The sequence below is a fragment of the Microbacterium sp. HSID17254 genome (genome assembly GCF_003989315.1).
Classification (GTDB): Bacteria; Actinomycetota; Actinomycetes; order Actinomycetales; family Microbacteriaceae; genus Microbacterium.
In genome coordinates, this window is the sequence record NZ_RBLT01000012.1 from 1 (window position 1) to 24,694 (window position 24,694).

Below are 24,694 nucleotides of genomic sequence, written 5' to 3' on the forward strand. Positions count from 1 at the left end.
AGGCCCCGAGCGAGATGGGCAGGGACGCCCTGCGCGCCCTCCTCGTCGATCTCCGCCGGGACCTCGCGGTCGCCGCGCCGCACGCCACCCTGAGCCTCAGCACCGGGGACGGCTCGTCCTCCTCGCCGGCACCGACGGGCTCGACGAAGTCGACCACCGGCGCGGGAACGAACACCGGATCCGCGTCGCCCGCGAACGCCGTCGCGCCGACGTCGCCGTCCTTGACGACGAGGAGACCGCAGTGCGGGAGGTGGGCGCGGATCTCCGCTGCTGTGGCGGTGCCCCAGATGCGCTCGGCCTCGTCGCGGCCGACGAAGGCGATGTCGGCGGCGTCGGCCAGACGAGCCAGCGTGGCGGCCGCCTCCTCCGGACTCCACAGCGCCCGGCGGTCGTTGACGTCGAACGAGACGACGGCTCCGGCGGTGCGCGCGTCGGCGAAGAGCTGGTCGACCATCGCCAGGCACGTCGCGGACAGCGCCGGGGTGATGCCCGTGGTGTGCACGATGCGCACGCCGGCGAGCTGCGCGGGGGACAGGAACCCCGGTGCCATGCGCGAGGCGGCCGAGCCGCGGCGGTAGTAGTAGACGGCCGACGACTCCACGCCGGGATCCTTGAACATCACACCGGTCGGTGCCTCGGCGTCGAGCTCGGTCCACAACTCGACGCGACGCCGTTCCAGCTCGGCGGTGAGACGTCGGCCGAGGGGATCGTCGCCGAGGCGGGAGGCCCAGACGGCGCGGTGGCCCGCGGCCGCCACGCCGACCGCGACGTTCGCCTCCGCGCCCGCGTGCGTGATCGACGCCGTGTCGGCGGACGCGAGGTCGGCGCCGGTGGGCGTGATCAGCGCCATCGACTCGCCGACGCACACGATCGCGGGGGAGGAGGACGGGACGGAGGGGCTCATGAGGGGGTGACCGCCAGGGGCTCGGTGTCGGGATGGGGGCTCGCGTCGCGGTGACGCAGATCGGGGAAGGAGCGCACGAACACGATCGAGACGAGCAGTCCGACGCCCGCGAAGATGGTGGCGGCCAGGTAGGCGCCGCGCCAGTCGCCGACGTCGACGAGGAAGCCGGCGACCGCCGATCCGGCTGCGGCGCCGATGAGCTGTCCGGTGCCCGCCCAGCCGAAGGCCTCGGCGGTCTCGCTGAACTTCACGCTGGCCGTGGTGATGGCGAACAGCACCGCGAGGGCGGGAGCGATGCCGATGCCGGCGAGGATGAGCGTGCCGCCCAGCCAGAAGACGTTGAGCATCACCATCGTGAGGGCCAGGCCCACGGTGACGATGAGCAGGCGGCGCGCCATGGCCCACGGGCCGATCGGGATGTGGCCGAAGGCGAGGCCGCCGGCCAGGCTGCCGGCGGAGAAGACGGCGAGGATGAGGCCCGCCGCGAGGCTGCCGTGCTCGAACGTCGCGACCACGCCGACCTCGACCGCCGAGCAGGCGCCGATGAGGAGGAAGCCGATGACCGTGGCGAGGAGCACGGGCGGCTTGAGGACGACCTTGCCCAGCGCATTGCGGCTGCGGGGGATGCGCACGCGGCCGACCTCGGGGGAGAGGATGAACCACGCGCCGCCGGCGACGAGGACGATCGCCACCAGGAGCAGACCCTCCATGGTGCCGACCTGGGTGGAGACGAGGGTGATGACCACCGGGGCCAGCACCCAGATGATCTCCTGCAGGGACGCGTCGAGGGAGAACAGCGGCGTGAGCTGGCCGGCGTTCACGAGCTTGGGGTAGATCGTGCGGACGGCCGCCTGCACGGGCGGGGTCGACAGGCCGGCGATCATGCCGAGAGCCATGTAGCCGGGGACGGAGAGCGGCAGCAGCCCGAGACCGAGCACGGCGATCACGCAGACGGACAGGGTGAGGGTCAGCACCCGCCGCATGCCCCAGGCGCCCATCCACCGGCTGGTGATGGGGCCGGCGACCGCCTGGCCGACGCTGGTCGCGGCGAGCACGAGGCCCGCTGATCCGTACGATCCGGTCTGCTGCTCGACATGCAGCAGGATCGCCAAGGACATCATCCCGTTGGGGAAGCGCGCGGTGAGCTGGGCGGCGATCATGCGGCCCACTCCCGGCGTGCGAAGAAGATCCCGATAGCCCGCCACTCGACCACGGTACCGGGCGGCGGCGACGTCGGAGGGACGGGCCGGTGACCGACACGCCGCGACACGCCGTGGACACGCCGACGGGCGAATTCCACAGGCCTGGGGATGTCGGAAGCCCCTCGTAGGGTGCCCCCTGTGGATGGATCTCTCACAGGCTCCTCCCAGCCGCGATTTCCCGCGGGTCGACGACCCCGGGAGAGGGGGTCCGCCTGTGGAAGAAACGGTGGACAACCTGTGTTGTATCTGTAGAGAGCGGTGGAAAAACTACACGGATGTAACTACTACCCCTTGTGGTCGCACCGAATGTCCGTCCCTATATGTAGTATTGAGATCCCGGCGGAGGTCTGCCGGAGAAACCAGAGATTTGAGGGGTTCAGATGTCGATCACGGTGTACACCAAGCCTTCCTGCGTCCAGTGCAACGCGACCTACCGTGCCCTGGATGCCAAGGGCATCGAGTACGAGATCCACGACCTGTCGGAGGACCCGACGGCCCTGGAGCAGGTCAAGGCGCTCGGCTACATGCAGGCGCCGGTCGTCGTCACGGACGAGGACCACTGGTCGGGCTTCCGTCCCGACAAGATCGACGAGCTCGCGTCCCGCCTGGCGTGAGCCTTCGGCGTCGCTCAGGGACCGGGGTGAATCATGCACCTAGTCGCGACCGCAGCGCCGCTCCTGGTCTACTTCTCGAGCGTGTCGGGTAACACCGCGCGCTTCATCGAGAAGCTCGGGCTTCCCGCCCGACGCATCCCCCTCCACCGGAACGAAGAGGACCTCGTCGTCGACGAGCCCTTCGTGCTGGTCACCCCCACCTACGGCGGGGGTGCTGGGCGCGGGGTCGAGAAGGGGGCCGTGCCCAAGCAGGTGATCCGGTTCCTCAACGACGAGCGCAACCGGCGCCACATCCGCGGGGTCATCTCCGCGGGCAACACCAACTTCGGCGACGCCTTCTGCCTCGCCGGCGACATCATCAGCCGCAAGTGCCACGTGCCTCACTTGTATCGGCTCGAGATCTTCGGCACACAGGACGACGTGGATCGCGTGAGCGACGGATTGGAACGACGGTGGAATCTTCAGTGACCGAGACAGTGGCATTCAAGGTGAACCCCGCGTACGAGGGCCTGGACTACCACGCGCTCAACGCGATGCTGAACCTGTACGACGCGAACGGGAAGATCCAGTTCGACGCCGACAAGCGCGCCGCGCGGGAGTACTTCCTGCAGCACGTGAACCAGAACACGGTGTTCTTCCACTCGCTCAAGGAGCGCCTGGACTACCTCGTGGAGAAGGAGTACTACGAGGGCGCTGTCATCGAGAAGTACTCGTTCGACTTCGTGCAGAAGCTCAACGACCTCGCCTACTCGAAGAAGTTCCGCTTCGAGACGTTCCTGGGTGCCTTCAAGTACTACACGAGCTACACGCTGAAGACGTTCGACGGCAAGCGCTACCTCGAGCGCTTCGAGGACCGCGTCGTGATGACCGCGCTCGCCCTGGCCGACGGCGACGAGAAGCTCGCCGTGAACCTCGTCGAGGAGATCATCTCCGGTCGCTTCCAGCCGGCCACCCCGACCTTCCTCAACGCGGGCAAGGCCCAGCGCGGCGAACTCGTCAGCTGCTTCCTGCTGCGCATCGAGGACAACATGGAGTCGATCGCCCGCGGCATCAACTCCGCCCTGCAGCTCTCGAAGCGCGGCGGCGGCGTGGCCCTGCTGCTGTCGAACATCCGCGAGGCGGGCGCCCCGATCAAGCAGATCGAGAACCAGTCCTCGGGCATCATCCCGGTCATGAAGCTCCTCGAAGACAGCTTCAGCTACGCCAACCAGCTCGGCGCGCGTCAGGGTGCGGGTGCGGTGTACCTCAACGCCCACCACCCCGACATCATGCGCTTCCTCGACACGAAGCGCGAGAACGCGGACGAGAAGATCCGCATCAAGACGCTGTCGCTCGGTGTCGTGGTGCCGGACATCACGTTCGAGCTCGCCAAGAACGACGAGGACATGTACCTGTTCTCGCCGTACGACGTGGAGAAGGTCTACGGCGTCCCGTTCGGCGACATCTCGGTCACCGAGAAGTACCGCGAGATGGTCGACGACCCGCGCATCAAGAAGACGAAGATCAACGCCCGCGAGTTCTTCCAGACCGTCGCCGAGATCCAGTTCGAGTCCGGCTACCCGTACGTCATGTTCGAGGACACGGTCAACAAGGCCAACCCCATCAAGGGGCGCATCAACATGTCGAACCTCTGCAGCGAGATCCTGCAGGTGAACACGCCGACCACCTACAACGACGACCTGTCGTACAAGGAGATCGGCAAGGACATCTCCTGCAACCTCGGCTCGATGAACATCGCGCTGTCGATGGACGCCGACGACCTCGGCCAGACGGTCGAGACCGCGATCCGCGCGCTCACCGCGGTCAGCGACCAGAGCCACATCCGCTCGGTCCGCTCGATCGAGGACGGCAACGACCGGTCGCACGCGATCGGCCTGGGTCAGATGAACCTGCACGGCTACCTCGCCCGCGAGCACGTCTTCTACGGCTCGGAGGAGGGTGTCGACTTCACGAACATCTACTTCTACACCGTGCTGTTCCACGCGCTGCGCGCCTCGAACCAGCTCGCGATCGAGCGCGGCACGGCGTTCGACGGATTCGCCGACTCGACCTACGCGTCCGGCGAGTTCTTCGACAAGTACATCGACCGCGCCTGGGTCCCGGAGACCGAGAAGGTCAAGGAGCTCTTCGCGGGCAAGCACATCCCGACGCAGGAGGACTGGGTCCAGCTCAAGGCGTCGATCCAGGAGCACGGCATCTACAACCAGAACCTGCAGGCCGTGCCGCCGACGGGCTCGATCTCCTACATCAACAACTCGACCTCCTCGATCCACCCGATCGCCTCGAAGATCGAGATCCGCAAGGAAGGCAAGCTCGGTCGCGTCTACTACCCGGCGGCGTTCATGACGAACGACAACCTGGAGTACTACCAGGACGCGTACGAGATCGGCTACGAGAAGGTCATCGACACCTACGCCGCGGCCACGCAGCACGTCGACCAGGGCCTGTCGCTGACGCTGTTCTTCAAGGACACCGCCACCACGCGTGACATCAACAAGGCCCAGATCTACGCATGGCGCAAGGGCATCAAGACGATCTACTACATCCGTCTGCGTCAGCTGGCGCTCGAGGGCACCGACATGACCGAGTGCGTCTCGTGCATGCTCTGACACTTCGACAGGCTCAGTGACCCAGGAACTAGGACAAGAATGACTCCTCACTCCCCGCTCAAGCTGGTCTCCAGCGTGCAGGCGATCAACTGGAACCGCATCCAGGACGACAAGGACCTCGAGGTCTGGAACCGTCTGGTGAACAACTTCTGGCTGCCGGAGAAGGTGCCGCTGTCGAACGACGTGCAGTCGTGGAACACGCTCACCCCCGACGAGCAGCTGCTCACCATGCGGGTGTTCACCGGGCTCACGCTCCTCGACACGATCCAGGGCACCGTCGGCGCGGTGTCGCTGATCCCCGACGCGATCACGCCGCACGAGGAGGCCGTCTACACGAACATCGCGTTCATGGAGTCGGTGCACGCGAAGAGCTACTCCTCGATCTTCTCGACGCTCGCGTCGACGAAGGAGATCGACGAGGCGTTCCGCTGGTCCACGGAGAATGTGAACCTTCAGAAGAAGGCGCAGATCATCATGGACTACTACCAGGGAGACGACCCGCTCAAGCGCAAGGTCGCCTCCACGCTGCTGGAGTCGTTCCTGTTCTACTCGGGCTTCTACCTGCCGATCTACTGGTCGTCGAAGGCGAAGCTGACGAACACGGCCGACCTCATCCGCCTCATCATCCGCGACGAGGCCGTGCACGGGTACTACATCGGCTACAAGTTCCAGCGCGGACTCGAGACGGCCGACCAGGCGCGCAAGGACGAGCTCAAGGACTACACGTTCTCGCTGCTCTACGAGCTCTACGACAACGAGGTGCAGTACACGCAGGACCTCTACGACGGCGTCGGGCTGACCGAGGACGTCAAGAAGTTCCTGCACTACAACGCCAACAAGGCCCTGATGAACCTGGGCTACGAGGCGATGTTCCCCTCCAGCGTCACGAACGTGAACCCGGCGATCCTGTCGGCGCTCTCCCCGAACGCGGACGAGAACCACGACTTCTTCTCCGGCTCGGGCTCCTCCTACGTCATCGGCAAGGCCGAGGCCACGGAAGACGACGACTGGGACTTCTGAGCCCTGCGCGGCGGGACGCAAGCAGAGTAATGCGTCCGACTCCGGCCGACCCGACCCTCGGGCTGGCCGGAGGCGCCGTCGGGTAACCCACCGTGAGCCTGACGATCGCGGTCCGGTCGTCCGCTGTCAGCGCTCAGACGGAACGGTCGGGCTACGGCACGTACTCGCCCGATGTGTAGTCGGCGACGAGCTTCAAGGTGCCCGCTGACGGCTGCGCGGACACCCACACAGTGCGCGGATCCCACAGGTTCCCAGGCACCGACAGTTGCGGCGTCGCCCCCATCTCCGCGGCGAGTTGTTCCGGGGTCATGCCGTCGGGTGGGCGAACGGTGAACGTCACCGAGCAGCCGCCGCTTCCGCAGCCTTCGCTCTGGCCGACCACCTGCGCGCCGGCAGGGAGGGTCACGGCTGACAGGGGAGGAGTGTCGCCCTCGTCCGCCATCATGAACAGCCAGCCCAGCCGTGCGAGGTAGAACACGATGAGGAGAGCTGCGGCGACGGTCAGGCCGACCCGGATCCTGCGGCGCCGCGTCGAACCCTTCTCCGGAGTGTGGTCGGCTATCGCAGCGGGTTCCATGGCGTGAGCATACCCATCGCCCCTTGAAGATCCATCCGCCGCAGACCGAGCATGACATAGGCCGGCCTCCTTCGCAGGAGAGAGATGACGACCGTCATCGCGGTCGCGCTCGCCGCGATTCGCAAGACTATTCTGTGGCGCTGTGCTGCGCAGTAGCGTGGCGGATGTGAACACGGTTCTGGATGTCAGCGGGGAGATGTTCGACGTACGCGAATCAGGACCTTCAGATGGGGTGCACGCCTACCATTTCACGTGGACCAACGGGCCCGAAGACGGTACGTACGGTTTCTCGCTCGGAGGTAGCAATCTCACAGCCGAGCAGCTGGAACGAGCGGCCCGGAGTTTTGTTCAGTCGTTCTTTGCGCCGGACGGCCTCGGTGCTTCCGACTTCCCCTCCTTCATGGAAGGTCGAAGATCATCGCAATGACCCGGGTCGCGGGTCTCTTCCTTCCGGCGGCTATCGGGTAGACCTCAGCGTGCGCTCAGGACGAAGGCCAGAACCGCTCCCAAAACGGTGCCCGCGAGCATCGCGGCGGCGGTCCAGCCGACGATGCGGCCTCGGGCGACCTCGCGTTTCGTCGCGTACACGCCCGCGCCGAGGCCACCCGCCGTCGCTGCCGCCATCGTCACGCCGGCGACGAGCGCCTGGACCCCGTAGTCCGGCGTCGGCGGAGCAGGATCGACGAGCGGAGTCGAAAAACGGTAGGTCATGACGAGGCCGAGAGTGATGAGCGAGACGGCGGTCATCGCTGCAATCAACCACCACGCTGTCGATTTACGCATCAGTCACCCGCGCTCGCGCGTCGATTCCGGTCGCGGAGTCGCTCGCGTCAGTCGCCGTCCCCGAGTACCGGGACGCCCCAGATCCGTGCCGCATCGGAGATGAGGCGATCCATGCCATCCGGCGACTCCCGGCGAAGCGGCGCGTCGTCCCTGGTCACCGGCACCGGGATCGCGACCTGTCCCGCTTCCTGCGAGACCACGATCACCAGGGTCGGATAGAGGAAGGCGCCCTCCTGGATGCCGCCCCTCGTCACGCCCTGGATCCGGTCCCGAGGAACGCTGTAGGCCGTGAGGAGACGCGCTCCGCCGCGGACCAGCCGAAAGCCCGAGGGCTCGATGACCCCGGTGGGGCTCGCCGTGAGCAGGCCGCGCGGTGCGGCGCCGAGTCCGAGAAGGGGGATCGTGCGCGAGAGGTACGCGGCCACGCCGTTGAGGGCGTAGGAGCCGAAGATCCGTGCCTGCGGCTCACGCTCCCGCAGCGCTCGCCGCTGGGCGCGCTGCAGTCGTCGGATGCGTCCGAGCACGATCCAGATGATCAGGCCGGCGAGTGCCACGCCAGCGCCGAACACGAGCGAGGTCGCGACAGGCGGTTCGCCGTCCAACAGGGGGCGCACGAGTGCGCCCCAGACGAAGAATGCCGCCACTGCGGCAGCTATCGCGAGCATCAGCCTGTTGGCGGGCGGATTCTGGCGCACGAGATCAGCCGCCCCACAGGAACGCGGCGGCGGGAAGGATCGCCAGGACGCCGAGCACGGCTCCGGCGACCGGCCACGCATACCCTCCGCCGTCGGCGCGGGCGAAGACGAGCCCGATCACGCCGAGGACGAGGGCGATGCCACCGAAGAGGACCGCGAGCGGCAGCGTGAGGAACACCAGCCATCCGTAGTTCGGGTCCGCCGTCCCCGCCAGGACGAAGACGATCGCGGTCGGCAGGATCCCGACGACCGCCACGGCGGCGGAGGCGACTCCGCATCCGAAGGCTCGGCGACGGGGCAACGGAGGGATCTGAGTCACCCCGCGATCCTAGCGATCACGCGACTCGGCGAGGGCGAGCCCCGGCCGCTCGCGGAGGAAGCCCTTCCTTTCCGCATCGGTTTCGGCTGGACTGTGCGCATCGGTGTCGACCAATCGGAGGGTGGGACAGATGTACCGCAGCAATGGGAACTACGAAGCATTCGCACGACCCCGGAAGCCGGAGGGGGCCGACGACAAGACGGTCTGGCTGGTCGGCGGCGGTCTCGCCGCGATGGCGGCCGCGATCTTCATGATCCGCGACGGGCAGGTCGCGGGGGAGCGGATCACGATCCTCGAGGAGCTGGGGCTGCCCGGCGGCGCGCTGGACGGGATCAAGTACCCCGAGAAGGGATTCGTCATCCGCGGCGGCCGGGAGCTGGAAGATCACATGGAGTGCCTGTGGGACATGTTCCGCTCCATCCCGTCGTTGGAGATCGAGGGTGCCAGCGTGCTCGACGAGTTCTACTGGCTCAACAAGGACGACCCCAACGTCTCCCTGTGCCGGGCGACCGAGAAGCAGGGGCAGGACGCGCATACGGACAAGCTCTTCACCCTCTCGGAGAAGGCGCAGAAGGAGATCGTCGCCGTCATCCTCGCCACCCGCGAGGAGATGGAGGGCAAGCGGATCGACGAGGTGTTCGGCGACGACTTCCTCGGCAGCAACTTCTGGCTGTACTGGCGGACCATGTTCGCGTTCGAGGAGTGGCACTCGGCGCTGGAGATGAAGCTGTATCTGCACCGCTTCATGCACCACATCGGCGGGTTGCCCGACCTGTCCGCGTTGAAGTTCACGAAGTACAACCAGTACGAGTCGCTCGTGCTGCCGATGCGGAAGTTCCTCGACGACCACGGCGTGCAGTTCCGGTTCCATCACACCGTGACCGACATCCAGTTCGACATCGAGGACGGTCGCATCCAGGCGACGCGCATCGACTGGATCGCCGACGGCGAGCCCGGCGGCGTCGACCTCGGTCCGGACGACCTGTGTCTGGCGACGATCGGCTCGCTGACGGAGAACTCCGGCAACGGCGACCAGCACACCGCTCCGGAGCTGAAGACCGGCCCGGCCCCGGCCTGGGACCTCTGGAAGCGGATCGCCGCGAAGTCGCCGGTGTTCGGGCGACCGGAGGTGTTCTGCAGCGACATCGACAAGACGAAGTGGGAGTCCGCCACCGTCACCACCGTCGACGAGCGCATCCCGAAGTACATCGAGAAGATCTGCAAGCGCGACCCGTTCAGCGGCAAGGTCGTCACGGGCGGGATCGTCACCGCCAAGGACTCGGCCTGGCTGATGAGCTGGACGGTGAACCGGCAGCCGCACTTTAAGGCGCAGAAGCCGAACGAGATCGTGGTCTGGGTGTACGGGCTGTTCGTCGAGACGCCCGGCGATTACGTCAAGAAGCCGATGCAGGAGTGCACGGGCGAGGAGATCGCGCAGGAGTGGCTCTACCACCTCGGTGTGCCGGTGGAGGACATCGCCGAGCTCGCCGCGTCGGCGGCCAAGACGGTCCCGGTGATGATGCCGTACGTGACCTCCTTCTTCATGCCGCGCCGGGCCGGCGACCGTCCGCAGGTGGTCCCGGAGGGAAGCGTCAACTTCGCCTTCCTCGGACAGTTCGCCGAGACGACGCGCGACACGATCTTCACCACCGAGTACTCCGTGCGCACCGCGATGGAGGCCACGTATCAGCTGCTCGACGTGGAACGCGGCGTGCCGGAGGTCTTCAACTCGACCTACGACATCCGCTACCTCCTCAAGGCCACCGCGCGGCTGCGCGACGGCGAGGCCGTCCACATCCCCGGCCCGAACTTCCTCCAGGGGCGTCTCCTCGACAAGCTCGACAACACGCAGATGGGAGAGCTGCTGACGGATTTCGGGCTCATCCCCGCGCACGGCGCGACGGTGCCGCGCCCGCGGGACGACGACGCGATCGCGTGAGCGTGCGCTCAGGCGGCGACGTACTCCTGGCGGACTCGGCCCGCCGTCGCCAGCTCGATGTATCCGAAGTCGTGGTCGGAGTTGAGGATCACGGCGTCGTTGGCGACGGCGTACGCCGCGATCAGGCAGTCGAAAGCGGCCGCGGCTCGCAGGAATCCGTTGGTCCAGAGCGCCTGCTGGATGTCCAGGGCGACCTGCTCGTCGGGATGCTCCCAGGCGGGGAGCAGCTCCTCCATGTCTTCCCGCAGAGCGGCGTACTCCTCCGCGTCACGGGCCGAGTGGCAGTACTCGAGCACCTGCGGCGGGCAGGTGATGAGGAGGTGGTTCGGCGAGAGGGAACGGAGGCGGTCGGCGATCGCGCTGCTTCTCCCTGCCTTCTGCCAGATGCTGTTGTCGACGAGGTAGATGGTCACCGGGGAGTGCTCGCGCTCCATCCAGCGCCCTCGCGCCGCTCCGGCATCGGCTCGGGAGCCACCGTCGGTGCGTCGATCTGTTCGGCCTCGAAACGGCGGCCGATGATGCGCTCGACGGCGGCGGGCTGGCGACGTACCGCGATGAGGGTGCGCAGGGCGAGATCCACGGTCTCGCGGTTGGAGGTCGTTCCGGCGAGCTTCTTGGCCTGCTTCAACTCGTCGGGGTCGATGTCGATGGATGTGACGGTCATGGTCGTTCCTTCCTCCCCGCGATCTTGTATAAGGCAGTATATAAGACTGTCGGCCGGCGGCGGTCGGCCGACGGCGGGAGGGGAGGACACATGCGTTCGACGCGACCGATGCCCGGGAACCCGTGGCCGCACGACATGACCCTCACCGTCGAGGACCGACCGCACACGCTGCTGGAGCTCCTCTGGATCCGCGAGGCGCACGGGCTGGATCCCGCCGATGACGCGCTCCCGCCGCCGCTGGTCGATCGACCGGCGGCGGCCGCGCGGCGCGTGGACGAGGAGACCCGGGCGCGCTGGACGGAGGTCTGGCCCCGCATCTGGGGCGACGCGGTCGCGCACGCCGCGACCGAACCAGACCAGGCGCTGCTCGACCGCGCCGTCGCCACGACGCTGAGTCCGGATGAGCGGGAGGCGGTGCTCACTCGGCTCGTCGGGCCCACAGCGCGGGACGAGTTCGGGGTGGAGGTGTCCGATGATGCGGCGTACCGCGCGTGGGAGCGGCGCGGTTCCGAGGCACATCTCGCGACGCACCTCACGACGATCGCGGACAGCCCCGAACGCCGTGACGTCGCCACCCTGGCCGATGCCTGGCGGCGCGGCCTCGGAAGGGTGGTGACGCTGCCCTGCCGGGGGACGTACGTCCGGCAGATCGGACCGCAAGCGCTCCTGGTCACCGATGAGGTGCGGAGCGACTCCGCCGCGTACCGCGCGGCGCTGGACTCGTTCGGCCGAGGTCTCCCGGAGCGCCCGTCGAGGGCGTGACGTCCCGCGGGCCGAGTCAGAGGACGAGCGGGAGGAACGACACGATCAGGCCGACGGCACCGACCGCGGCGAAGACGACCCCGACAGTCCGCAGGACCCGGCGCAGATGCGGCGGCTCACCGATCCGGATGCGGGCCGGGTCGTTCGAGCTGTGGAACCCGTCGACCCATCCATCGGTGGTGGCCGCGGGCTCGCCGCGGCGCAGCGGTCTCTCGTGGAAGTCGCCGCCGGCGAACCAGCGAGCGGTGGGGCGGCCGTCCCGATCGATCACGGCGATCTCGACGGGGACCCACTGCCCCTCGACGAGCCGGATCAGCAGGGCCACGATGAGCAACGGGATTCCGACGCCGAGGCCGATCCAGGACAGCACCTCACCGACGACGGAGAGGGTGTCCACGAGCTGCACGACTCCATCGTAGAGAGAGGAACCGGTGGGAGAGTCACGCCGTCGGACGGGATCGCGGGCGGTGGGCCTGCTCCAGGTTCCTCCGAAGCCGGTCGCGGCTCTGTCCGTCGACGGACATCGCCCACATCGGGGTTCCGGGGGCGCTGCGCCAGGACGCGGCGAGCGGGCTGTCGTCGACGGTGTCGAAGCCGAGCTCGTCGTAGAGCTTCGTGACGAATGCGACGGCGTCGGCGTGATCGCTCGAGACGACCAGAGCCGTCCGATCAGCGGCTCCCCTCGGCCGCGCGAGCCTCACCAGGGCCGGCACGGAGTCCTCCGGCGTCCGCGCGGGAACATGGCCGTGGAACTGGATGTGGCTGAACTCCCGGGCTCGGGGCACACCCGACCCCGCGGGAGCACGCCCTGGCGCGGGCGCTGCGCCTGGACGCCGACCACGTCGCTCACCTGAGAGCGCTCGCCGCAGAGCCGCCCGCCGTGGGGGCCTCGTCGTCGGACGACGTGCTGCCGCAGACGGCGCTCGACCTCATCGAGGCTCTGGACCAGCCCGCCTTCCTCGAAGACGCCGGTCTCACCGTCCTCGCCGCGAATGCCGCGGCCCGCGACCTCAACCCGCGCCTGCGGCCGGGCCGCAATCAGCTCCGCGACCTGTACCTCGATCCTCAGGAGCGCGCCATGCACCCGGCTTGGGAGGGAGTCGCCGCGTGCATGACTGCCGGCCTCCGGTACGCGATGGGCGCAGGGGACGACGCGCGGCTCCACGCGCTGGCCGCGGAGCTCTCCGGGGCCAGCGCGACGTTCCGACGGATCTGGGCGCGACACGACGTCCGTGCGCAGCGCGGCGCCGTCGTGCGCCTCACCCACGCGGAACGGGGCGAGCAGATCTTCACGCGCGAGCAACTCCACCTGAACGGGACGGACGGGCTCGCGCTGGTCATCTACTCTCCCCGCGCATCGTCCGTGGGGACGACCGCCGCCATGCGCCAGACCGGCGGCGCACCGTCGGTATCGGTGAGGGCAGTCGTCCGGAATCCGTGACGCTCGTAGAGGCGCACGTTGCGCGCATCCGAGGTGTCCAGCACCACGGGTCCGCCGCCACGGCGAGCGACCTCGTCGAGTGCGAAGCGGAGGAGGTGCGAGGCGATCCCGCGTCCCTGTCGGCCAGGGTGCACGCCCAGGGTCTCGAGCCGCCACGCGCCTGCGGGGGAGGGGGTCTGGTCGACGCGGTCGAGGCGGTCGCCGTGCAGCGCGACCACCTGCGCGATGAAGGCGGCCTCCGGTTCCGCGGCGTCCGGGCGGAGAAGCGCGATGGTGCCCGCGCCCTCACCGGCGACCGCGACGATCCCCTGGTCGTGCGCGTACCCGAGGTACAGGCGCTGCAGGGCCGCGAGCCGCGCGTCGTAGTCGTCCTCGGGGATCACGTGCCGGGTCCAGGGGTAGTCGCGGAAAGCGGCGGCGAGCGTCTCCGCACAGGTCGCTAGATCCTCGCCACGGGCGAGGCGCACATCGACCTCCGTGTCGTCGTTCATTCCGGTGTCCTCTCGGTGGTGGCCCCCGCGTCGATGATCGCCTGAAGCGTGGCGAGGTGCCGGGCGAAGGCGGCGCGGCCGGCGTCCGTGATGCCGACCCAGGTGCGTGTGCGGCGACCGGAGGCCTCTTTCCGTACGGTGACGAGGCCGGCGTCGGCGAGCGCGGTGAGCGCCTGCGACAGCGTGGAGTCGCTGACCTCGAGGAGGTCGGCGAGGAACCGGAAGTCGACGTCCTCCAGGTTGCGCAGGGCGGCCAGCAGGGAGAACCTCACCGGGGAGTGGATGAGGGCGTCGATCTCCCGGCGGGGGTGACTCATCGACGGGAGCTCGCGAACACGCAGGCGAGGATCGGGGCGACCGCCACCACGCCGGCGAGCACCCACCACCAGGGAGAGGATGCCCCGACCAGCTGGAGCGCCGGATCGAACATGAGGGTATACAGCGCGAACCACGTGCACAGGGCGATCCCCATGTTGCGGAACCCGTTCCGGGGGACGGAGCGGCGGTAGCGGACCGCGATCATCCAGATCGAGATCGTCACGAGGGCGAAGGGCGCGAACGCCTTCCAGTACGGCACGTCGGCGACGTCGATCGAGAGGGTGAACGCCAGGGCGTAGGTCGCCTGCGCGATGACGAAGATCCGGAACCAGCGCGTCGCGCGCCGGGCCTCTCGGCCGATCCGCTCGGTGTCGGCGAGCTGCTGGGCCGCCTCTTCCACGGTGTACTGCTTGTCGATCATGAAAGCACTTTATCAGACCTAAAGTGAAAAGAGGCGACGGCCGCCGCTCAGCGCCGCACACCCTCCGCCTCGCCGAGCCGCGCGAGCTCGGCCGCCGTCGGCGCCCCCTCCCAGTCGCCGGACGACAGGCACGCGAAGGCCCCCGCCGCCACCGCCCGCTGCACCCGCTCCGCGAGACTCGCCTCCTCCGGCCGCAGGCTCAGGTACCCCGCCACGAAGGCGTCCCCGGCGCCCACCGTGTCCACGGCGTCGACCGTCACGGCCGGGAGGTCGAGGCGATCGCGGCCGTCGTCCGCGAAGGCCCCGGCCGCGCCGCGCTTGATGACGACCTCCCGCGGACCGAGGGCGCGCAGACGCTCCGCGAGCTCACCCGGCGTCGCCGCGCCGACCAGGATGGCGGCTTCCTCCTCGCCCGCGAAAAGCACATCGGCGGCCGCGGCGAGGTCACGGTAGGCGGCGCGCGCGTCCCGGCCGCGCCAGAGCGCGGCGCGATGGTTGACATCGAACGAGACGCGGGCGCCGGCCGCCCGGGCCCGCCGCGCGGTGTCCTTCGCGCAGGCGAAGGAGTCGGGGCCGAGCCCGGCGAGGATCCCGGTGAGGTGGACGACGTCCGCGGTGGCCAGGAGCGCGTCCGGGACGTCCGCCGGTGCGAGCCCGGAGGCGGCGCTCCCCGCGCGCCAGAAGGTCACCGTGGCCATCCCCGTGGTCCGTCGGTGCTTGTGCATGATCCCCGTCGGGCGGTCGCTGCGGCGAGGAGCATGGACCGTCACGCCCTCCGCCCGCAGCTCGCGCGCGATGAGATCGCCGAGTGGATCGTCGCCCAAGAGGCTGACCCAGCTCGCGCGTGCTCCCAGGCGCGCCAGCCCGATCGCGACGTTGCTCTCCGCGCCGCCGAAGCTCAACGTGTGCGCCCGCGCGGAGTCGAGGGGGCCGGGCCGGTCGTTCGTGACCACACCCATCGCCTCGCCGACCGTGACGACGTGGAGCGGTGGGAGGGTCACGCGGCGCGTCCGCGGGCGACGGCCGCGAGCGCCTGCTCGGCGCGCTCGCGAAGGGCGACGAGACTGCCGCCGGCGAACGCATCGCCCAGGAGCGGGCCGCCCAGGCTCACTGCGATGCAGCCGGCGGCGATCCACGCGGGGATCTCGTCCAGCGCGATGCCGCCCGAGGGCAGCGTTCGCACGTCCGGGAAGGGTCCGCGCAGTTGCCCGATGTAGTCGGGGCCCACGGTCGCGGCCGGGAAGATCTTCACCGCCGCCGCGCCGAGTCGCCACGCGGCGTCCACCTCGGTCGGCGTCATCGCGCCCGGGTAGACCGGCACCTCCCCGGCGGCGGCCGCCTCCGCCACGCCGGGCATGATCCCCGGCGAGACGAGGAAACGGGCGCCGGCGTCGATCGCGGCACGCGCCTCGTGCTCCTCCCGGACCGTCCCCACGCCGATCTCCGCCTCACCCGCCGCTGCGATGAGTCGGGGCAGGGTGGCGATCGTGCCCGGGGTCGTCAGGGTCAGCTCGATGCAGCGGACGCCGCTCTCGGCGAGGGTCCGCACCACCGGTTCGTACAGGCTCGCATCGGGTGCGCGGAGCACGGCCAGCACGCCGGTGCGGGTGAGGGTGTCGGACGGGGTGGGGCGCATGATGGTCTCCTGCGGTCGGTCGCGCGGGGCGGTCAGGGGGTCGCGGTGGCGAATCCAGGGCGGGTGCCGTAGCGGCCGAGGGTGTCCTCGTCGAGGGTCACCCCGAGTCCGGGCGTCGCGGGGATGTCGAGGCGGCCCTCGGCGTCCAGCGTCCAGCCGCCGTGGATGAGGTCGTCGACGTAGGCCGAGCCCGTCTTGTACTCGACGAGGTCGGTGGCGGAGAGGGCGGAGGCCAGCTGCAGGTCGGCCGCGAGCCCGATGCCGGTGTTCCAGCCGTGCGGGATGAGCCGGATGCCGCGGTCCTGCGCCGCCCACCCGATCCGGCGGGACTCGCTCAGTCCGCCGCCCTTCGTCGTGTCAGGCTGCACGATGTCGAACGCGTGCCGGTCGAGGTAGGGCTGGAAGCTCTGGCGGCGGGTGAGCACCTCTCCGCCCGAGATGCGGACGGGGGACGTCGCGCGGAGCTCCGCGAAGCCGTCGATGTCGTCCGGGGCGAGCGCCTCTTCGAACCAGGCGACGTCGTAGTCGGCGAGCATCCGGGCGGTCCGCTTCGCCCAGGCCCTGTCGCCCGGGAAGAAGGCCTCGGATCCGCCGGCGTCGACGGCCAGCAGTCGATCGCCGACCGCGGCCCGTGCGGCGGCGACGGTGGCCTCGTCGGTCGCCGCGTCCACGCGGCCGAACTTCCACCAGCCGATCTTGAAGGCGGAGAAGCCGGTCGCGACGAGCGCCTCGAGATTCTCGGTCATCGGGCCGGCCTCGTCCATGAGGACCGACGCGTACGGGCGGACGCGGTCGCGGTGGCGCCCGCCGAGGAGTCGTCCGACGGGCTGGGAGGCCGCCTGGCCGGCGATGTCCCACAGGGCGATGTCGATGGCGCTCGTCGCGTGGGTGAGGGATCCGCCGCGTCCCATCCAGAAGGCGGTCTGGTGCAGCGTCTCGGTCAGGCGCTCGACTTCCTGGGGGTTCTCGCCGATGAGGTGCGGGGAGAGCAGGTCGATGGCGCCGCGCACCAGGGCCTCCGAGGTGAAGGCGCTGCCGACGCCGACGATGCCCTCGTCGGTGTGGACCGCCACGAGAGTGTGCACGATGTCGTCGGGCTGCAGCTCGTGCGACCATCCGCCCTCGGGTGTCGCACCTCGCAGTCCGCACGTGTCGATTCGGGTGATGCGCATGAAGACCTTCCAACCGTGATGAGGGAAAGGGAGCCCCTTCCGAAACCGAAGATAGTCGATTGTCGACAACTGGGCAATCTGTGGGTAATGTCTGTTCCTGCACCCGTCAGCGGTGCGACGAGAGACCACAGCGTTGTGCACGACGGCAGCGCGAAGGCCCGAACCCGAAAGGCATCACAATGAAGTTGACGCGTATCCTCACCGGCCTCGCCGTGGCCGCGACGACCGCCCTCGCCCTCACCGCGTGCACCTCGAGCGGCGGCGCGGGAGCAGGCGGCCAGGAGAGCACCCTCACGAAAGTCCTCGAGAAGAAGACGCTCGTCGTCGGTGTGTTCGCGGACGCCCCGCCCTACGGGGTCATGAAGAGCTCGGGGGAGTACGAGGGCTTCGACATCGACGCCGCGCAGGCGCTCGCCGCCTCCCTGGGGGCGGAGATCGAGTACGTGTCCACCACGAACGCGAACCGCATCCCGCTGCTGGAGACCGGCAAGGTCGACATCGTCATCGCCGCCCTCACCAACCTCGACGAGCGTGCGCAGAAGGTGGCCATGTCCCGTCCCTACGCGGCGGAGGGCCAGGTCGTCCTGGTCCCGGCGGGGAGCGACATCACCTCGTACGACGACCTCGCGGGCCGCAGCGTGGCCGCCACCCGCGGCAGCGTACCCGCCACCATCCTCGAGAAGCGCTTCCCGGAGGCCGACGCGAGCCTGTTCGAGGCGGTGGCCGACTCCATCCAGGCCCTGCGCAGCGGCAAGGTCGACGCCCTGATGGAGAGCAACTCCGTCGTCCAGGGCATCCTGGCCGACTCCGGCGACGAGTTCGTCGTCGTCGACGCCCCGCAGCTGAGCCCGTCCGTGGTCTCGATGGGGCTGAAGCAGGGCGACCAGCTGTGGCTGAACTACGTCGACAACTTCATCCGGAACTACAACATCAGCGACGCGGCGAACGACTCGTACAACGAGTGGCTCGGCACCGACGTCCCCGAGCTCATCAAGTAGCGACCTCCTCGGCTGCCCCGCCCCGGGCGGGGCAGCCGGAACGGACAACTCATGCAACTCTTCTTCGGGGACCTCATCCCCCATGCGCCCGAGCTGCTCGCCGGCCTCGGCATCAGCATCCTCATCACCCTCGCGGCCGTGCTCATCGGGTCGCCGCTGGGCGTCGGCGTGTACCTGCTGCGCGCCTCCCGTCTCCCCGTGCTCCGCGCGATCGGCGCCGCGTACGTCGAGGTGATCCGGAACACCCCGCTGCTGCTGCAGCTGTACCTGATCTACTTCGCCCTGCCGTCGGTCGGCGTCAACTTCGATCCGATCACCGCGGGCATCCTCGCCCTCAGCGTCAACAACTCCGCGTACCTCGCGGAGATCTACCGCGCCGGTTTCGAGGCGATCCCGCAGGGGCAGATCGAGGCGGCGGACGCCCTGGGTCTCTCGCGACGGACGACGTTCCTCCATGTGCGTCTCGTGCCGGCCCTGCGCAACGTCTTGCCGTCGCTGACGAACCAGGTGATCCTGCTGTTCCTCGCGTCCTCCATCGCCTCCATCGTCGCGGTGCCCGAGCTCATGCACGTGATGATGGGCATCACGACGAGCACCTTCCGCACGATCGAGACGTTCGTCGTCGGCGGGCTGCTCTATTTCCTCGTCGCGTTCCTCATCGCGGGGGCGTCGCGTCTCCTGGAGACGCGCGGCATCCGCTGGAAGGTGGCCTGATGTTCACGTCGTTCGATCTGCCCGATCTCCTCCTCATCCTCCAGGGCGCGTTCGTGACGCTGCAGATCTGCCTTCTGGCGGTGGTTCTCGGCGGGGTGGTCGGCATCGTCTCCGGCATCCTCGCGGCGAGTCCGTTCGCCCCGCTGCGCTGGATCAGTGCGATCTGGGTGGGGGCGATCCGCGGGGTCCCCGTGCTGCTCATCATCTTCTTCGTCTACTTCGCCCTGCCCCTGATGTCGCCCGGCAGCAACGTGCCGGACTACTGGGCGGCCGTGATCGCCCTCACGATCTTCGCCTCGGCGTACATCAGCGAGATCGTCCGCGGCAGCATCCAGGCCCTCCCGCGCGGTCAGTTCGAAGCGGCGCAGGCGCTGGGCCTCTCCTGGCCGCAGCAGCTCCGGTTCGTGGTGATGCCGCAGGCAGCGCGCATCATGGTTCCGCCGGGCATCGGCTTCCTCGTCGTGCTCATCAAGGACAGCTCGCTGGTGGCCGTCATCGGCCTGATCGAGCTCACCCGCGCGGGCAACATCGTCGCCTCGCAGACCGGCCAGCCCATCCTCGCCTACCTCGTGGTGGGGGCGGTCTACTTCGTCATCTGCTTCGCCCTCTCCGTCGCCGGCCGCCGCTATGAACGCCGACTCACCATCCACGCGCGCCCGCCCCGGGTGGAGGACGCGCTCACCCCCTCCCGAGGAGACTCGAAATGATCACTGTCACCGACCTGCGGCTCAGCTTCGGCGCCACGGAGGTGCTGCACGGGATCACGTGCGACGTCGCCGAAGGCGAGGTCGTCTGCATCATCGGGGCGTCCGGCTCCGGCAAGAGCACCCTGCTGCGCTGCATGAACGGACTGGAGACGCCCAGCCACGGCAGCGTCGAAGTGAACGGGCACCTGCTCACCGCGAAGGAGCGCCGGGCCGACCTCGCCGCCGTCCGCCGCGACGTCGGCATGGTGTTCCAGCAGTTCAACCTCTTCCCGCACCTCACGGCGCGGGAGAACGTCACGCTCGCCCCGCGCAAGGTGCTCGGCATCGGGGCGTCGGAGGCCGCCGCGCGGGCCGACGCCCTGCTGGCGAAGGTCGGCCTGGCCGCCAAGGCCGACGCCTACCCCGGCAACCTGTCCGGCGGACAGGCCCAGCGCGTCGCGATCGCCCGCGCCCTCGCGATGCAGCCGCGCGTGATGCTCTTCGACGAGCCCACCTCGGCGCTGGACCCCGAGATCGTCGGCGAGGTCCTCTCCGTGATGAAGGGGCTCGCGCAGGAGGGCATGACGATGGTCGTCGTCACGCACGAGATCGGCTTCGCCCGCGAGGTCGCCGACCGCGTCATCTACATGGACGACGGGCGCATCGTCGAGAGCGGCACCCCGCAGCAGCTGCTGTCCCACGCGCAGACCGAACGGGCGCGGGCGTTCCTCGGGAAGGTGCTCTGACGTCGTGGTCGACCTCCTCATCCGCGGAGCGACCGTCATCGACGGCACCGGGGCGGAGCCGTTCCCGGCCGACGTCGGGATCGTCGGCGATCGCATCGCGGTCGTCGCGCCCGATGCCGGCATCGCCGCGGCCGCGGAACTCGACGCGGGCGGCCTTCTCCTCACCCCGGGGCTCATCGATCCGCACAGCCACAGCGACTGGTCGATCCTGGGCAACCGCGATGCGCTGAGCACGGTGCACCAAGGGGTGACGACCGAGGTCGTGGGCAACTGCGGCGTCACGTACGCGCCGATCGCCGACGGCGACGAGGAGACCGCCCGCCGAGCGCTCGCGGCCTTCGGCTACGACGGCGAGGTGCGCTGGCGGTCGTTCGCCGACCTCCTCACCGTCGTGCACGACGGCGGCACGGCGCAGAACCTCGCCTGGTTCGTCGGGCACACGGGTCTCCGTCGCGCCGCCGAGCGGACGGAGGGCGACCTCGTGCGCACCATGGAGCGGCATCTCCACGAGGCGCTCGACGCCGGCGCGCTCGGTTTCAGCTCCGGTCTGGAATACGGGGCGGGGCGCAACGCCTCGACACCGGAGCTGGAGGCGCTCGCCCGTGTCGCGGGACGTCATGACGCCATGTACGCCAGCCACATCCGCAACCGGGACACGGCGCTCGCGGAGGCCGTGGCGGAGTTCTTCCGCGTCGTCCACGCCGGGGAGCTACGCGCGCAGCTGTCGCATCTGAACGTGCGACACGACACCGGCGCGCACGAGGGGGCGTGGGAGGAAGCGGTGGCACGGCTGGAGAGCGAGCGTCGGTCCGGGGTCGACGTCCTCGCGGACATGACCCCCTATCCCGACGGCATCGGACTCGCCGCGGGACTGCTGCCCGACTGGCTGCTCTCGGCGGGGGAGGAGGCCGCGGCCGACGCCCTCCGCGACCCGGCGATGCGTGCGCGGGTGCGTGCGGACGCCGACCGGTACTGGCGCTTCGTGCACAGGGGCCAGTGGGAACGGGTCCGGCTGGCGGTGAGCCCGGCCACCCCCGACTGGGAGGGGCTGATCCTTCCGGAGATCGCGGCGGCGAACGGGACGGACGAATGGGACGCCTACTTCGACATCATGGCGGCGTCGGGTGGCGACCTCGGAGCCGTGCAGTTCATGGGAGCGCTGTTCCATCCCGACCACGTCGCCGAGGCGGTGCGCCATGAGCGCTTCCTCCTCGGCGTGGACGGCTTCACGTCCCGTCGGGACGGCGTCCTCGGCGCCCGGACCCCGCATCCCCTGTTCTTCCACGGCTCCCAGCACTTCCTGAGCCACCATGCCCTGCGCGCGGGGACTCTCCCCCTGGAGGCGGCCGTCCACAAGATGACCGGCGCGGTCGCGCGGCACTTCCGCCTCCGCGATCGGGGCGTCGTCGCCGACGGGGCCTTCGCCGACCTGGTCCTGTGGGACCCCGAACTGCTGCGGGCGACGGACACCTTCGTCCTGCCCGAGACCTACGCCACCGCCGCCCGTCACGTCTGGGTGAACGGCACCGCGGTGGTCTCGTCGGGAGCGCGCACCGTGCACCGACCCGGAATCCGACTGGAGAGAGCCGATGTCCTCTGAATCCTCATCCGCCGTCGCCGCGCCCGAGCGCCGCCGTCGCAGGAGCGCCGCCACGACGCCCCCGCCAGGGGAGAGCGGACGTCTCACCCCCGCTGTGACCGGGTTCGCGGTCGCGGCCGCGGTCGGCGGCTTCCTCTTCGGCTTCGACACGGCCGTCATCAACGGCGCGGTCACCGCCATCGAGAACAACCTCGGACTGGACGCCGTCGGTCTGGGCGTCGTGGTCGCCGTCACGCTCCTCGGGGCGGCGGTGGGGGCGCTCGGCGCCGGGTGGATCGCGGACCGCATCGGACGGCCCCGCACCATGCTCACCGCCGGCGTCGTCTTCTTCGTCGCCGCGATCGGGTGCGGTCTCGCGCAGGGCGTGGTCGACCTCGCGGTGTGGCGGCTCGTCACCGGCATCGCGGTCGGGTTCGCGACCGTGCTCGGCCCCCTCTACATCTCGGAGATCGCTCCGGCACACGTCCGCGGACGGCTCGCCTCGATGCAGCAAATGGCTATCGTGCTGGGGATCTTCGTCGCCCTGCTCTCGGACAGCGGGATCGCGTGGGTGCTCGGCGGCGCGGATGCGGAGCTGTTCCTCGGGCTGCCGGCCTGGCGCTGGATGTTCATCGCGGGGGTGGTGCCGGCGCTGATCTACCTGGTGCTCGCGCTCGTCGTCCCGGAGTCCCCGCGATTCCTCGTGGCGCGTGGCCGGGTGGAGGCGGCGCGTCGGGTGCTGATCCGGCTGCAGCGCGTCGCGCCGGCGGAGGCGCGACTGCTCACGGACCGCATCGAGGAGTCTCTGCAGCACAAGGACGCGGGGCGCTTCCGCGACCTGCTGGACCGGCGTCGGGGGCTCCTCCCCGTGGTGTGGGTGGGCATCGGGGTCGCCGCGCTGCAGGCACTCGTCGGCATCGACGTCATCTTCTACTACTCCACCTCGTTGTGGGAGTCGGTCGGCTTCGAGGAGTCCGCCGCATTCGGGCTGTCGGTGCTGAGTTCCTTCATCAACGTGGCGGCCACCGTCGTCGCGATCGTCCTCATCGACCGAGTTGGGCGTCGCAGGCTGCTGCTGACCGGCTCGGTGGGCATGTTCGTCAGCCTCGTGATCGTGAGCATCGGCTTCTCCACGGCGCGCATCGTGGACGGGGCGCCCCAGCTGGACGGCGTGTGGGGCCCGGTGACGCTGATCGGCGCGAACCTGTTCGTGGTCGCGTTCGCGGTGTCGTGGGGTCCGGTCGTGTGGGTGCTGCTGGGGGAGATGTTCCCCAACCGGATCCGCGGCGTCGCGCTGTCCGTGTGCGCCGCGGCGAACTGGCTCGCGGGCGTGGCGCTCAACTTCTCGTTCCCCAGCCTGCGGGACGTGTCGCTCCCCGGCAGCTACGCCCTGTACGCGGTGATGGCGGCGCTGTCGTTCCTGCTCGTGTACTTCGGGGTCCGTGAGACCAACGGCCGCTCGCTCGAGGAGATGGGGGCGAGCGCGGGACGCGGCGGGGCGGAGGTTCCGTCGCGATGACGACGTCGCGCCCGGGGGCCGGGGAGCACGCGTCGGACGTGGCGACCGTGCACGTTCTGCGGGCGGGGCGTGCGCGGGCGACGGTCGTGCCCGCCCACGGCTGCCTGATCCATGAGCTCGATCCGGGCGGGGGGGACGTGCTGTGGTCGGACGGTCGTCGCCCGCGCCTGCTCGTGCCCTCGGAACTGACGGGGGAGGAGTCGGCGCAGGAGTTCGACGAGGAGGTGCTGGTCGGCGGATGGTTCCCCATGTTCCCCGGCGCGGGACTGCCGACCCCGTCCACGGCGCAGCACGGATGGGCGCCCCGGGTGCCGTGGACGATGGTCGCGCACGCCGACGACCGCGTGGTGTGCGTCGCCGACGGGCCCTTCCTCGACGGCGGGGTGGCGGAGCTGACCCGCACGATCGCTCTCGAGGACGGCGCCCTCACGGTCTCGACCGTCGTGCGGAACACGGGTTCGGGGGTCCGGTCGTTCACGTGGGGCGAGCACCCCTGCTTCTCTCGCGCGTTCTTCGCTCCGGGGCGCGTGCTGTTCGCCGGAGAGCCGGTCGTCGCCGTGCCGGCGCACGCGGACGGCGGGGCGGGTCATATCGCCCGTCACGGGGCGCATGCGACCGGCGCGCTCCTCGGGCCCGCCGGCTCGGTCACGCTGCGAGACGTCGCCGGGACGCTGCCGCACTGGCTGCTGTGGTCCAACCACGCCGCCGCCGACCTTCCCCGCGCGGACACGATCGCGTGGGAGCCGTCCACGGCGGCGGGACTGGGGGTGGGCGATGCGCTCGCCGCCGGGACGGTGCAGCGCCTGGAGGCGGGCGACGTGTTCCACGCGGTGGTCCGCTGTGAATGGACTTTGTCGACAATCTCCCACGCATCGGTACGATGAC

General features: G+C 69.6%; 30 protein-coding genes. 14 read left to right on the forward strand and 16 right to left on the reverse strand.

What is annotated here, in order from left to right; translation table 11 throughout:
* Together D8M34_RS09130 and D8M34_RS09135 are read right to left on the reverse strand one after the other, a co-directional pair.
* The coding region (locus D8M34_RS09130; protein ID WP_148113051.1) for a sugar kinase at positions 1 to 904 on the reverse strand (904 nt) is incomplete at its 3' end.
* The gene (locus tag D8M34_RS09135; RefSeq protein ID WP_051582162.1) at positions 901 to 2,064 is read right to left on the reverse strand and encodes an MFS transporter; all 1,164 of its coding nucleotides are present in this window, start codon (positions 2,062 to 2,064) and stop codon (positions 901 to 903) included. The genes D8M34_RS09130 and D8M34_RS09135, both read right to left, overlap by 4 nt.
* A 422-nt stretch (positions 2,065 to 2,486) precedes the next feature.
* Here D8M34_RS09135 and nrdH point away from each other — a divergent pair, with 422 nt between their 5' ends.
* Genes nrdH through nrdF form a run of 4 tightly spaced genes read left to right on the forward strand, consistent with a single transcriptional unit; the run spans position 2,487 to position 6,349 of the window.
* Positions 2,487 to 2,720, forward strand: a complete 234-nt coding sequence (gene nrdH, locus D8M34_RS09140; protein ID WP_017202656.1) for a glutaredoxin-like protein NrdH — start codon at positions 2,487 to 2,489, stop codon at positions 2,718 to 2,720.
* A gap of 33 nt (positions 2,721 to 2,753) precedes the next feature.
* On the forward strand, positions 2,754 to 3,188 hold the full coding sequence (nrdI, locus tag D8M34_RS09145; protein WP_126893816.1) for a class Ib ribonucleoside-diphosphate reductase assembly flavoprotein NrdI: 435 nt from the start codon (positions 2,754 to 2,756) through the stop codon (positions 3,186 to 3,188).
* Positions 3,185 to 5,329, forward strand: coding sequence for a class 1b ribonucleoside-diphosphate reductase subunit alpha (gene nrdE / locus D8M34_RS09150; RefSeq protein WP_029989124.1), 2,145 nt, complete (start codon positions 3,185 to 3,187; stop codon positions 5,327 to 5,329). Before nrdI ends, nrdE begins: the two co-directional genes overlap by 4 nt.
* A 39-nt stretch (positions 5,330 to 5,368) precedes the next feature.
* Complete coding sequence (gene nrdF / locus D8M34_RS09155) at positions 5,369 to 6,349, forward strand: class 1b ribonucleoside-diphosphate reductase subunit beta (protein WP_025102609.1); 981 nt, start codon at positions 5,369 to 5,371, stop codon at positions 6,347 to 6,349.
* Positions 6,350 to 6,500: 151 nt separating this feature from the next.
* On the opposite strand, the gene D8M34_RS09160 is transcribed toward nrdF, so the two are convergent.
* The 4 genes from D8M34_RS09160 to D8M34_RS09175 form a co-directional block, all read right to left on the reverse strand.
* A complete protein-coding gene (locus D8M34_RS09160; protein WP_126893817.1) occupies positions 6,501 to 6,926 on the reverse strand; it encodes a hypothetical protein in 426 nt (141 codons plus the stop codon).
* A 471-nt stretch (positions 6,927 to 7,397) separates the two neighbouring features.
* Entirely contained in the window at positions 7,398 to 7,673 is a 276-nt protein-coding gene (locus D8M34_RS09165; RefSeq protein WP_025102568.1) for a hypothetical protein, read from the reverse strand.
* Between the two features lie 83 nt (positions 7,674 to 7,756).
* On the reverse strand, positions 7,757 to 8,353 hold the full coding sequence (locus tag D8M34_RS09170; protein ID WP_161973059.1) for a hypothetical protein: 597 nt from the start codon (positions 8,351 to 8,353) through the stop codon (positions 7,757 to 7,759).
* A 55-nt stretch (positions 8,354 to 8,408) separates the two neighbouring features.
* The gene (locus tag D8M34_RS09175) at positions 8,409 to 8,723 is read right to left on the reverse strand and encodes a hypothetical protein (protein ID WP_126893819.1); all 315 of its coding nucleotides are present in this window, start codon (positions 8,721 to 8,723) and stop codon (positions 8,409 to 8,411) included.
* 130 nt (positions 8,724 to 8,853) lie between these two features.
* On the opposite strand from D8M34_RS09175, the gene D8M34_RS09180 reads away from it, so the two are divergent.
* Positions 8,854 to 10,662: an oleate hydratase gene (locus D8M34_RS09180; RefSeq protein WP_126893820.1), complete on the forward strand. Its 1,809-nt coding sequence runs from the start codon at positions 8,854 to 8,856 to the stop codon at positions 10,660 to 10,662.
* Positions 10,663 to 10,670: 8 nt separating this feature from the next.
* Here D8M34_RS09180 and D8M34_RS09185 read toward each other — a convergent pair whose 3' ends face one another.
* Together D8M34_RS09185 and D8M34_RS18990 are read right to left on the reverse strand one after the other, a co-directional pair.
* Entirely contained in the window at positions 10,671 to 11,075 is a 405-nt protein-coding gene (locus D8M34_RS09185; protein WP_126893883.1) for a PIN domain-containing protein, read from the reverse strand.
* Positions 11,072 to 11,326: a type II toxin-antitoxin system VapB family antitoxin gene (locus D8M34_RS18990; RefSeq protein WP_161973060.1), complete on the reverse strand. Its 255-nt coding sequence runs from the start codon at positions 11,324 to 11,326 to the stop codon at positions 11,072 to 11,074. The genes D8M34_RS09185 and D8M34_RS18990 overlap by 4 nt, the downstream gene beginning before the upstream one ends.
* Positions 11,327 to 11,416: 90 nt before the next feature.
* Between D8M34_RS18990 and D8M34_RS18995 the strand changes: the two genes are divergently transcribed.
* Positions 11,417 to 12,088, forward strand: coding sequence for a hypothetical protein (locus D8M34_RS18995; RefSeq protein ID WP_161973061.1), 672 nt, complete (start codon positions 11,417 to 11,419; stop codon positions 12,086 to 12,088).
* A 16-nt stretch (positions 12,089 to 12,104) separates the two neighbouring features.
* On the opposite strand, the gene D8M34_RS09195 is transcribed toward D8M34_RS18995, so the two are convergent.
* Together D8M34_RS09195 and D8M34_RS09200 are read right to left on the reverse strand one after the other, a co-directional pair.
* Positions 12,105 to 12,494, reverse strand: coding sequence for a hypothetical protein (locus D8M34_RS09195; protein WP_126893822.1), 390 nt, complete (start codon positions 12,492 to 12,494; stop codon positions 12,105 to 12,107).
* A gap of 34 nt (positions 12,495 to 12,528) precedes the next feature.
* Positions 12,529 to 12,873 carry a hypothetical protein gene (locus D8M34_RS09200; protein ID WP_126893823.1) on the reverse strand — a complete coding sequence of 115 codons (345 nt, stop codon included), beginning with the start codon at positions 12,871 to 12,873 and terminating at the stop codon, positions 12,529 to 12,531.
* A 95-nt stretch (positions 12,874 to 12,968) separates the two neighbouring features.
* Between D8M34_RS09200 and D8M34_RS09205 the strand changes: the two genes are divergently transcribed.
* Positions 12,969 to 13,529, forward strand: coding sequence for an MmyB family transcriptional regulator (locus tag D8M34_RS09205; protein ID WP_126893824.1), 561 nt, complete (start codon positions 12,969 to 12,971; stop codon positions 13,527 to 13,529).
* On the opposite strand, the gene D8M34_RS09210 is transcribed toward D8M34_RS09205, so the two are convergent.
* The 6 genes from D8M34_RS09210 to D8M34_RS09235 are packed head-to-tail and all read right to left on the reverse strand — an operon-like array spanning position 13,430 to position 17,567.
* A complete protein-coding gene (locus D8M34_RS09210; protein WP_085605710.1) occupies positions 13,430 to 14,020 on the reverse strand; it encodes a GNAT family N-acetyltransferase in 591 nt (196 codons plus the stop codon). The two genes, D8M34_RS09205 and D8M34_RS09210, sit on opposite strands and share 100 nt — an antisense overlap.
* The gene (locus D8M34_RS09215; protein WP_085605712.1) at positions 14,017 to 14,337 is read right to left on the reverse strand and encodes a transcriptional regulator; all 321 of its coding nucleotides are present in this window, start codon (positions 14,335 to 14,337) and stop codon (positions 14,017 to 14,019) included. The genes D8M34_RS09210 and D8M34_RS09215 overlap by 4 nt, the downstream gene beginning before the upstream one ends.
* Positions 14,334 to 14,759: a hypothetical protein gene (locus D8M34_RS09220; protein ID WP_085605714.1), complete on the reverse strand. Its 426-nt coding sequence runs from the start codon at positions 14,757 to 14,759 to the stop codon at positions 14,334 to 14,336. Before D8M34_RS09220 ends, D8M34_RS09215 begins: the two co-directional genes overlap by 4 nt.
* A 47-nt stretch (positions 14,760 to 14,806) precedes the next feature.
* Positions 14,807 to 15,760 (reverse strand): sugar kinase, encoded by a 954-nt coding sequence (locus tag D8M34_RS09225; RefSeq protein WP_085605716.1) that lies wholly within the window; start codon positions 15,758 to 15,760, stop codon positions 14,807 to 14,809.
* The gene (locus D8M34_RS09230; RefSeq protein ID WP_126893825.1) at positions 15,757 to 16,395 is read right to left on the reverse strand and encodes a bifunctional 4-hydroxy-2-oxoglutarate aldolase/2-dehydro-3-deoxy-phosphogluconate aldolase; all 639 of its coding nucleotides are present in this window, start codon (positions 16,393 to 16,395) and stop codon (positions 15,757 to 15,759) included. The genes D8M34_RS09225 and D8M34_RS09230 overlap by 4 nt, the downstream gene beginning before the upstream one ends.
* Positions 16,396 to 16,427: 32 nt before the next feature.
* Entirely contained in the window at positions 16,428 to 17,567 is a 1,140-nt protein-coding gene (locus D8M34_RS09235) for a mandelate racemase/muconate lactonizing enzyme family protein (protein ID WP_126893826.1), read from the reverse strand.
* Between the two features lie 179 nt (positions 17,568 to 17,746).
* On the opposite strand from D8M34_RS09235, the gene D8M34_RS09240 reads away from it, so the two are divergent.
* The 7 genes from D8M34_RS09240 to D8M34_RS09270 are packed head-to-tail and all read left to right on the forward strand — an operon-like array spanning position 17,747 to position 24,693.
* Entirely contained in the window at positions 17,747 to 18,565 is an 819-nt protein-coding gene (locus D8M34_RS09240) for a transporter substrate-binding domain-containing protein (RefSeq protein WP_085605722.1), read from the forward strand.
* Positions 18,566 to 18,616: 51 nt separating this feature from the next.
* Positions 18,617 to 19,279 (forward strand): amino acid ABC transporter permease, encoded by a 663-nt coding sequence (locus tag D8M34_RS09245; protein WP_126893827.1) that lies wholly within the window; start codon positions 18,617 to 18,619, stop codon positions 19,277 to 19,279.
* A complete protein-coding gene (locus tag D8M34_RS09250; protein ID WP_085605726.1) occupies positions 19,279 to 19,986 on the forward strand; it encodes an amino acid ABC transporter permease in 708 nt (235 codons plus the stop codon). Before D8M34_RS09245 ends, D8M34_RS09250 begins: the two co-directional genes overlap by 1 nt.
* Positions 19,983 to 20,711 carry an amino acid ABC transporter ATP-binding protein gene (locus D8M34_RS09255; protein WP_085605728.1) on the forward strand — a complete coding sequence of 243 codons (729 nt, stop codon included), beginning with the start codon at positions 19,983 to 19,985 and terminating at the stop codon, positions 20,709 to 20,711. The genes D8M34_RS09250 and D8M34_RS09255 overlap by 4 nt, the downstream gene beginning before the upstream one ends.
* A 4-nt stretch (positions 20,712 to 20,715) precedes the next feature.
* Positions 20,716 to 22,311, forward strand: coding sequence for an N-acyl-D-amino-acid deacylase family protein (locus tag D8M34_RS09260; protein WP_126893828.1), 1,596 nt, complete (start codon positions 20,716 to 20,718; stop codon positions 22,309 to 22,311).
* The gene (locus tag D8M34_RS09265; protein ID WP_126893829.1) at positions 22,301 to 23,809 is read left to right on the forward strand and encodes a sugar porter family MFS transporter; all 1,509 of its coding nucleotides are present in this window, start codon (positions 22,301 to 22,303) and stop codon (positions 23,807 to 23,809) included. Before D8M34_RS09260 ends, D8M34_RS09265 begins: the two co-directional genes overlap by 11 nt.
* Positions 23,806 to 24,693, forward strand: a complete 888-nt coding sequence (locus D8M34_RS09270; RefSeq protein ID WP_126893830.1) for a hypothetical protein — start codon at positions 23,806 to 23,808, stop codon at positions 24,691 to 24,693. Before D8M34_RS09265 ends, D8M34_RS09270 begins: the two co-directional genes overlap by 4 nt.
* Position 24,694 lies beyond the last annotated feature (1 nt).

Excerpts from the sequence above, each read along its gene's own strand:
- D8M34_RS09135 (WP_051582162.1), bottom strand. The coding sequence starts at position 2,064 with ATGATCGCCGCCCAGCTCACCGCGCGCTTCCCCAACGGGATGATGTCC.
- nrdH (WP_017202656.1), top strand. The coding sequence starts at position 2,487 with ATGTCGATCACGGTGTACACCAAGCCTTCCTGCGTCCAGTGCAACGCG.
- nrdI (WP_126893816.1), top strand. The coding sequence starts at position 2,754 with ATGCACCTAGTCGCGACCGCAGCGCCGCTCCTGGTCTACTTCTCGAGC.
- nrdF (WP_025102609.1), top strand. The coding sequence starts at position 5,369 with ATGACTCCTCACTCCCCGCTCAAGCTGGTCTCCAGCGTGCAGGCGATC.
- D8M34_RS09160 (WP_126893817.1), bottom strand. The coding sequence starts at position 6,926 with ATGGAACCCGCTGCGATAGCCGACCACACTCCGGAGAAGGGTTCGACG.
- D8M34_RS09165 (WP_025102568.1), bottom strand. The coding sequence starts at position 7,673 with ATGACCGCCGTCTCGCTCATCACTCTCGGCCTCGTCATGACCTACCGT.
- D8M34_RS09180 (WP_126893820.1), top strand. The coding sequence starts at position 8,854 with ATGTACCGCAGCAATGGGAACTACGAAGCATTCGCACGACCCCGGAAG.
- D8M34_RS18990 (WP_161973060.1), bottom strand. The coding sequence starts at position 11,326 with ATGACCGTCACATCCATCGACATCGACCCCGACGAGTTGAAGCAGGCC.
- D8M34_RS18995 (WP_161973061.1), top strand. The coding sequence starts at position 11,417 with ATGCGTTCGACGCGACCGATGCCCGGGAACCCGTGGCCGCACGACATG.
- D8M34_RS09210 (WP_085605710.1), bottom strand. The coding sequence starts at position 14,020 with ATGAACGACGACACGGAGGTCGATGTGCGCCTCGCCCGTGGCGAGGAT.
- D8M34_RS09215 (WP_085605712.1), bottom strand. The coding sequence starts at position 14,337 with ATGAGTCACCCCCGCCGGGAGATCGACGCCCTCATCCACTCCCCGGTG.
- D8M34_RS09220 (WP_085605714.1), bottom strand. The coding sequence starts at position 14,759 with ATGATCGACAAGCAGTACACCGTGGAAGAGGCGGCCCAGCAGCTCGCC.
- D8M34_RS09230 (WP_126893825.1), bottom strand. The coding sequence starts at position 16,395 with ATGCGCCCCACCCCGTCCGACACCCTCACCCGCACCGGCGTGCTGGCC.
- D8M34_RS09235 (WP_126893826.1), bottom strand. The coding sequence starts at position 17,567 with ATGCGCATCACCCGAATCGACACGTGCGGACTGCGAGGTGCGACACCC.
- D8M34_RS09240 (WP_085605722.1), top strand. The coding sequence starts at position 17,747 with ATGAAGTTGACGCGTATCCTCACCGGCCTCGCCGTGGCCGCGACGACC.
- D8M34_RS09245 (WP_126893827.1), top strand. The coding sequence starts at position 18,617 with ATGCAACTCTTCTTCGGGGACCTCATCCCCCATGCGCCCGAGCTGCTC.
- D8M34_RS09250 (WP_085605726.1), top strand. The coding sequence starts at position 19,279 with ATGTTCACGTCGTTCGATCTGCCCGATCTCCTCCTCATCCTCCAGGGC.
- D8M34_RS09255 (WP_085605728.1), top strand. The coding sequence starts at position 19,983 with ATGATCACTGTCACCGACCTGCGGCTCAGCTTCGGCGCCACGGAGGTG.
- D8M34_RS09265 (WP_126893829.1), top strand. The coding sequence starts at position 22,301 with ATGTCCTCTGAATCCTCATCCGCCGTCGCCGCGCCCGAGCGCCGCCGT.
- D8M34_RS09270 (WP_126893830.1), top strand. The coding sequence starts at position 23,806 with ATGACGACGTCGCGCCCGGGGGCCGGGGAGCACGCGTCGGACGTGGCG.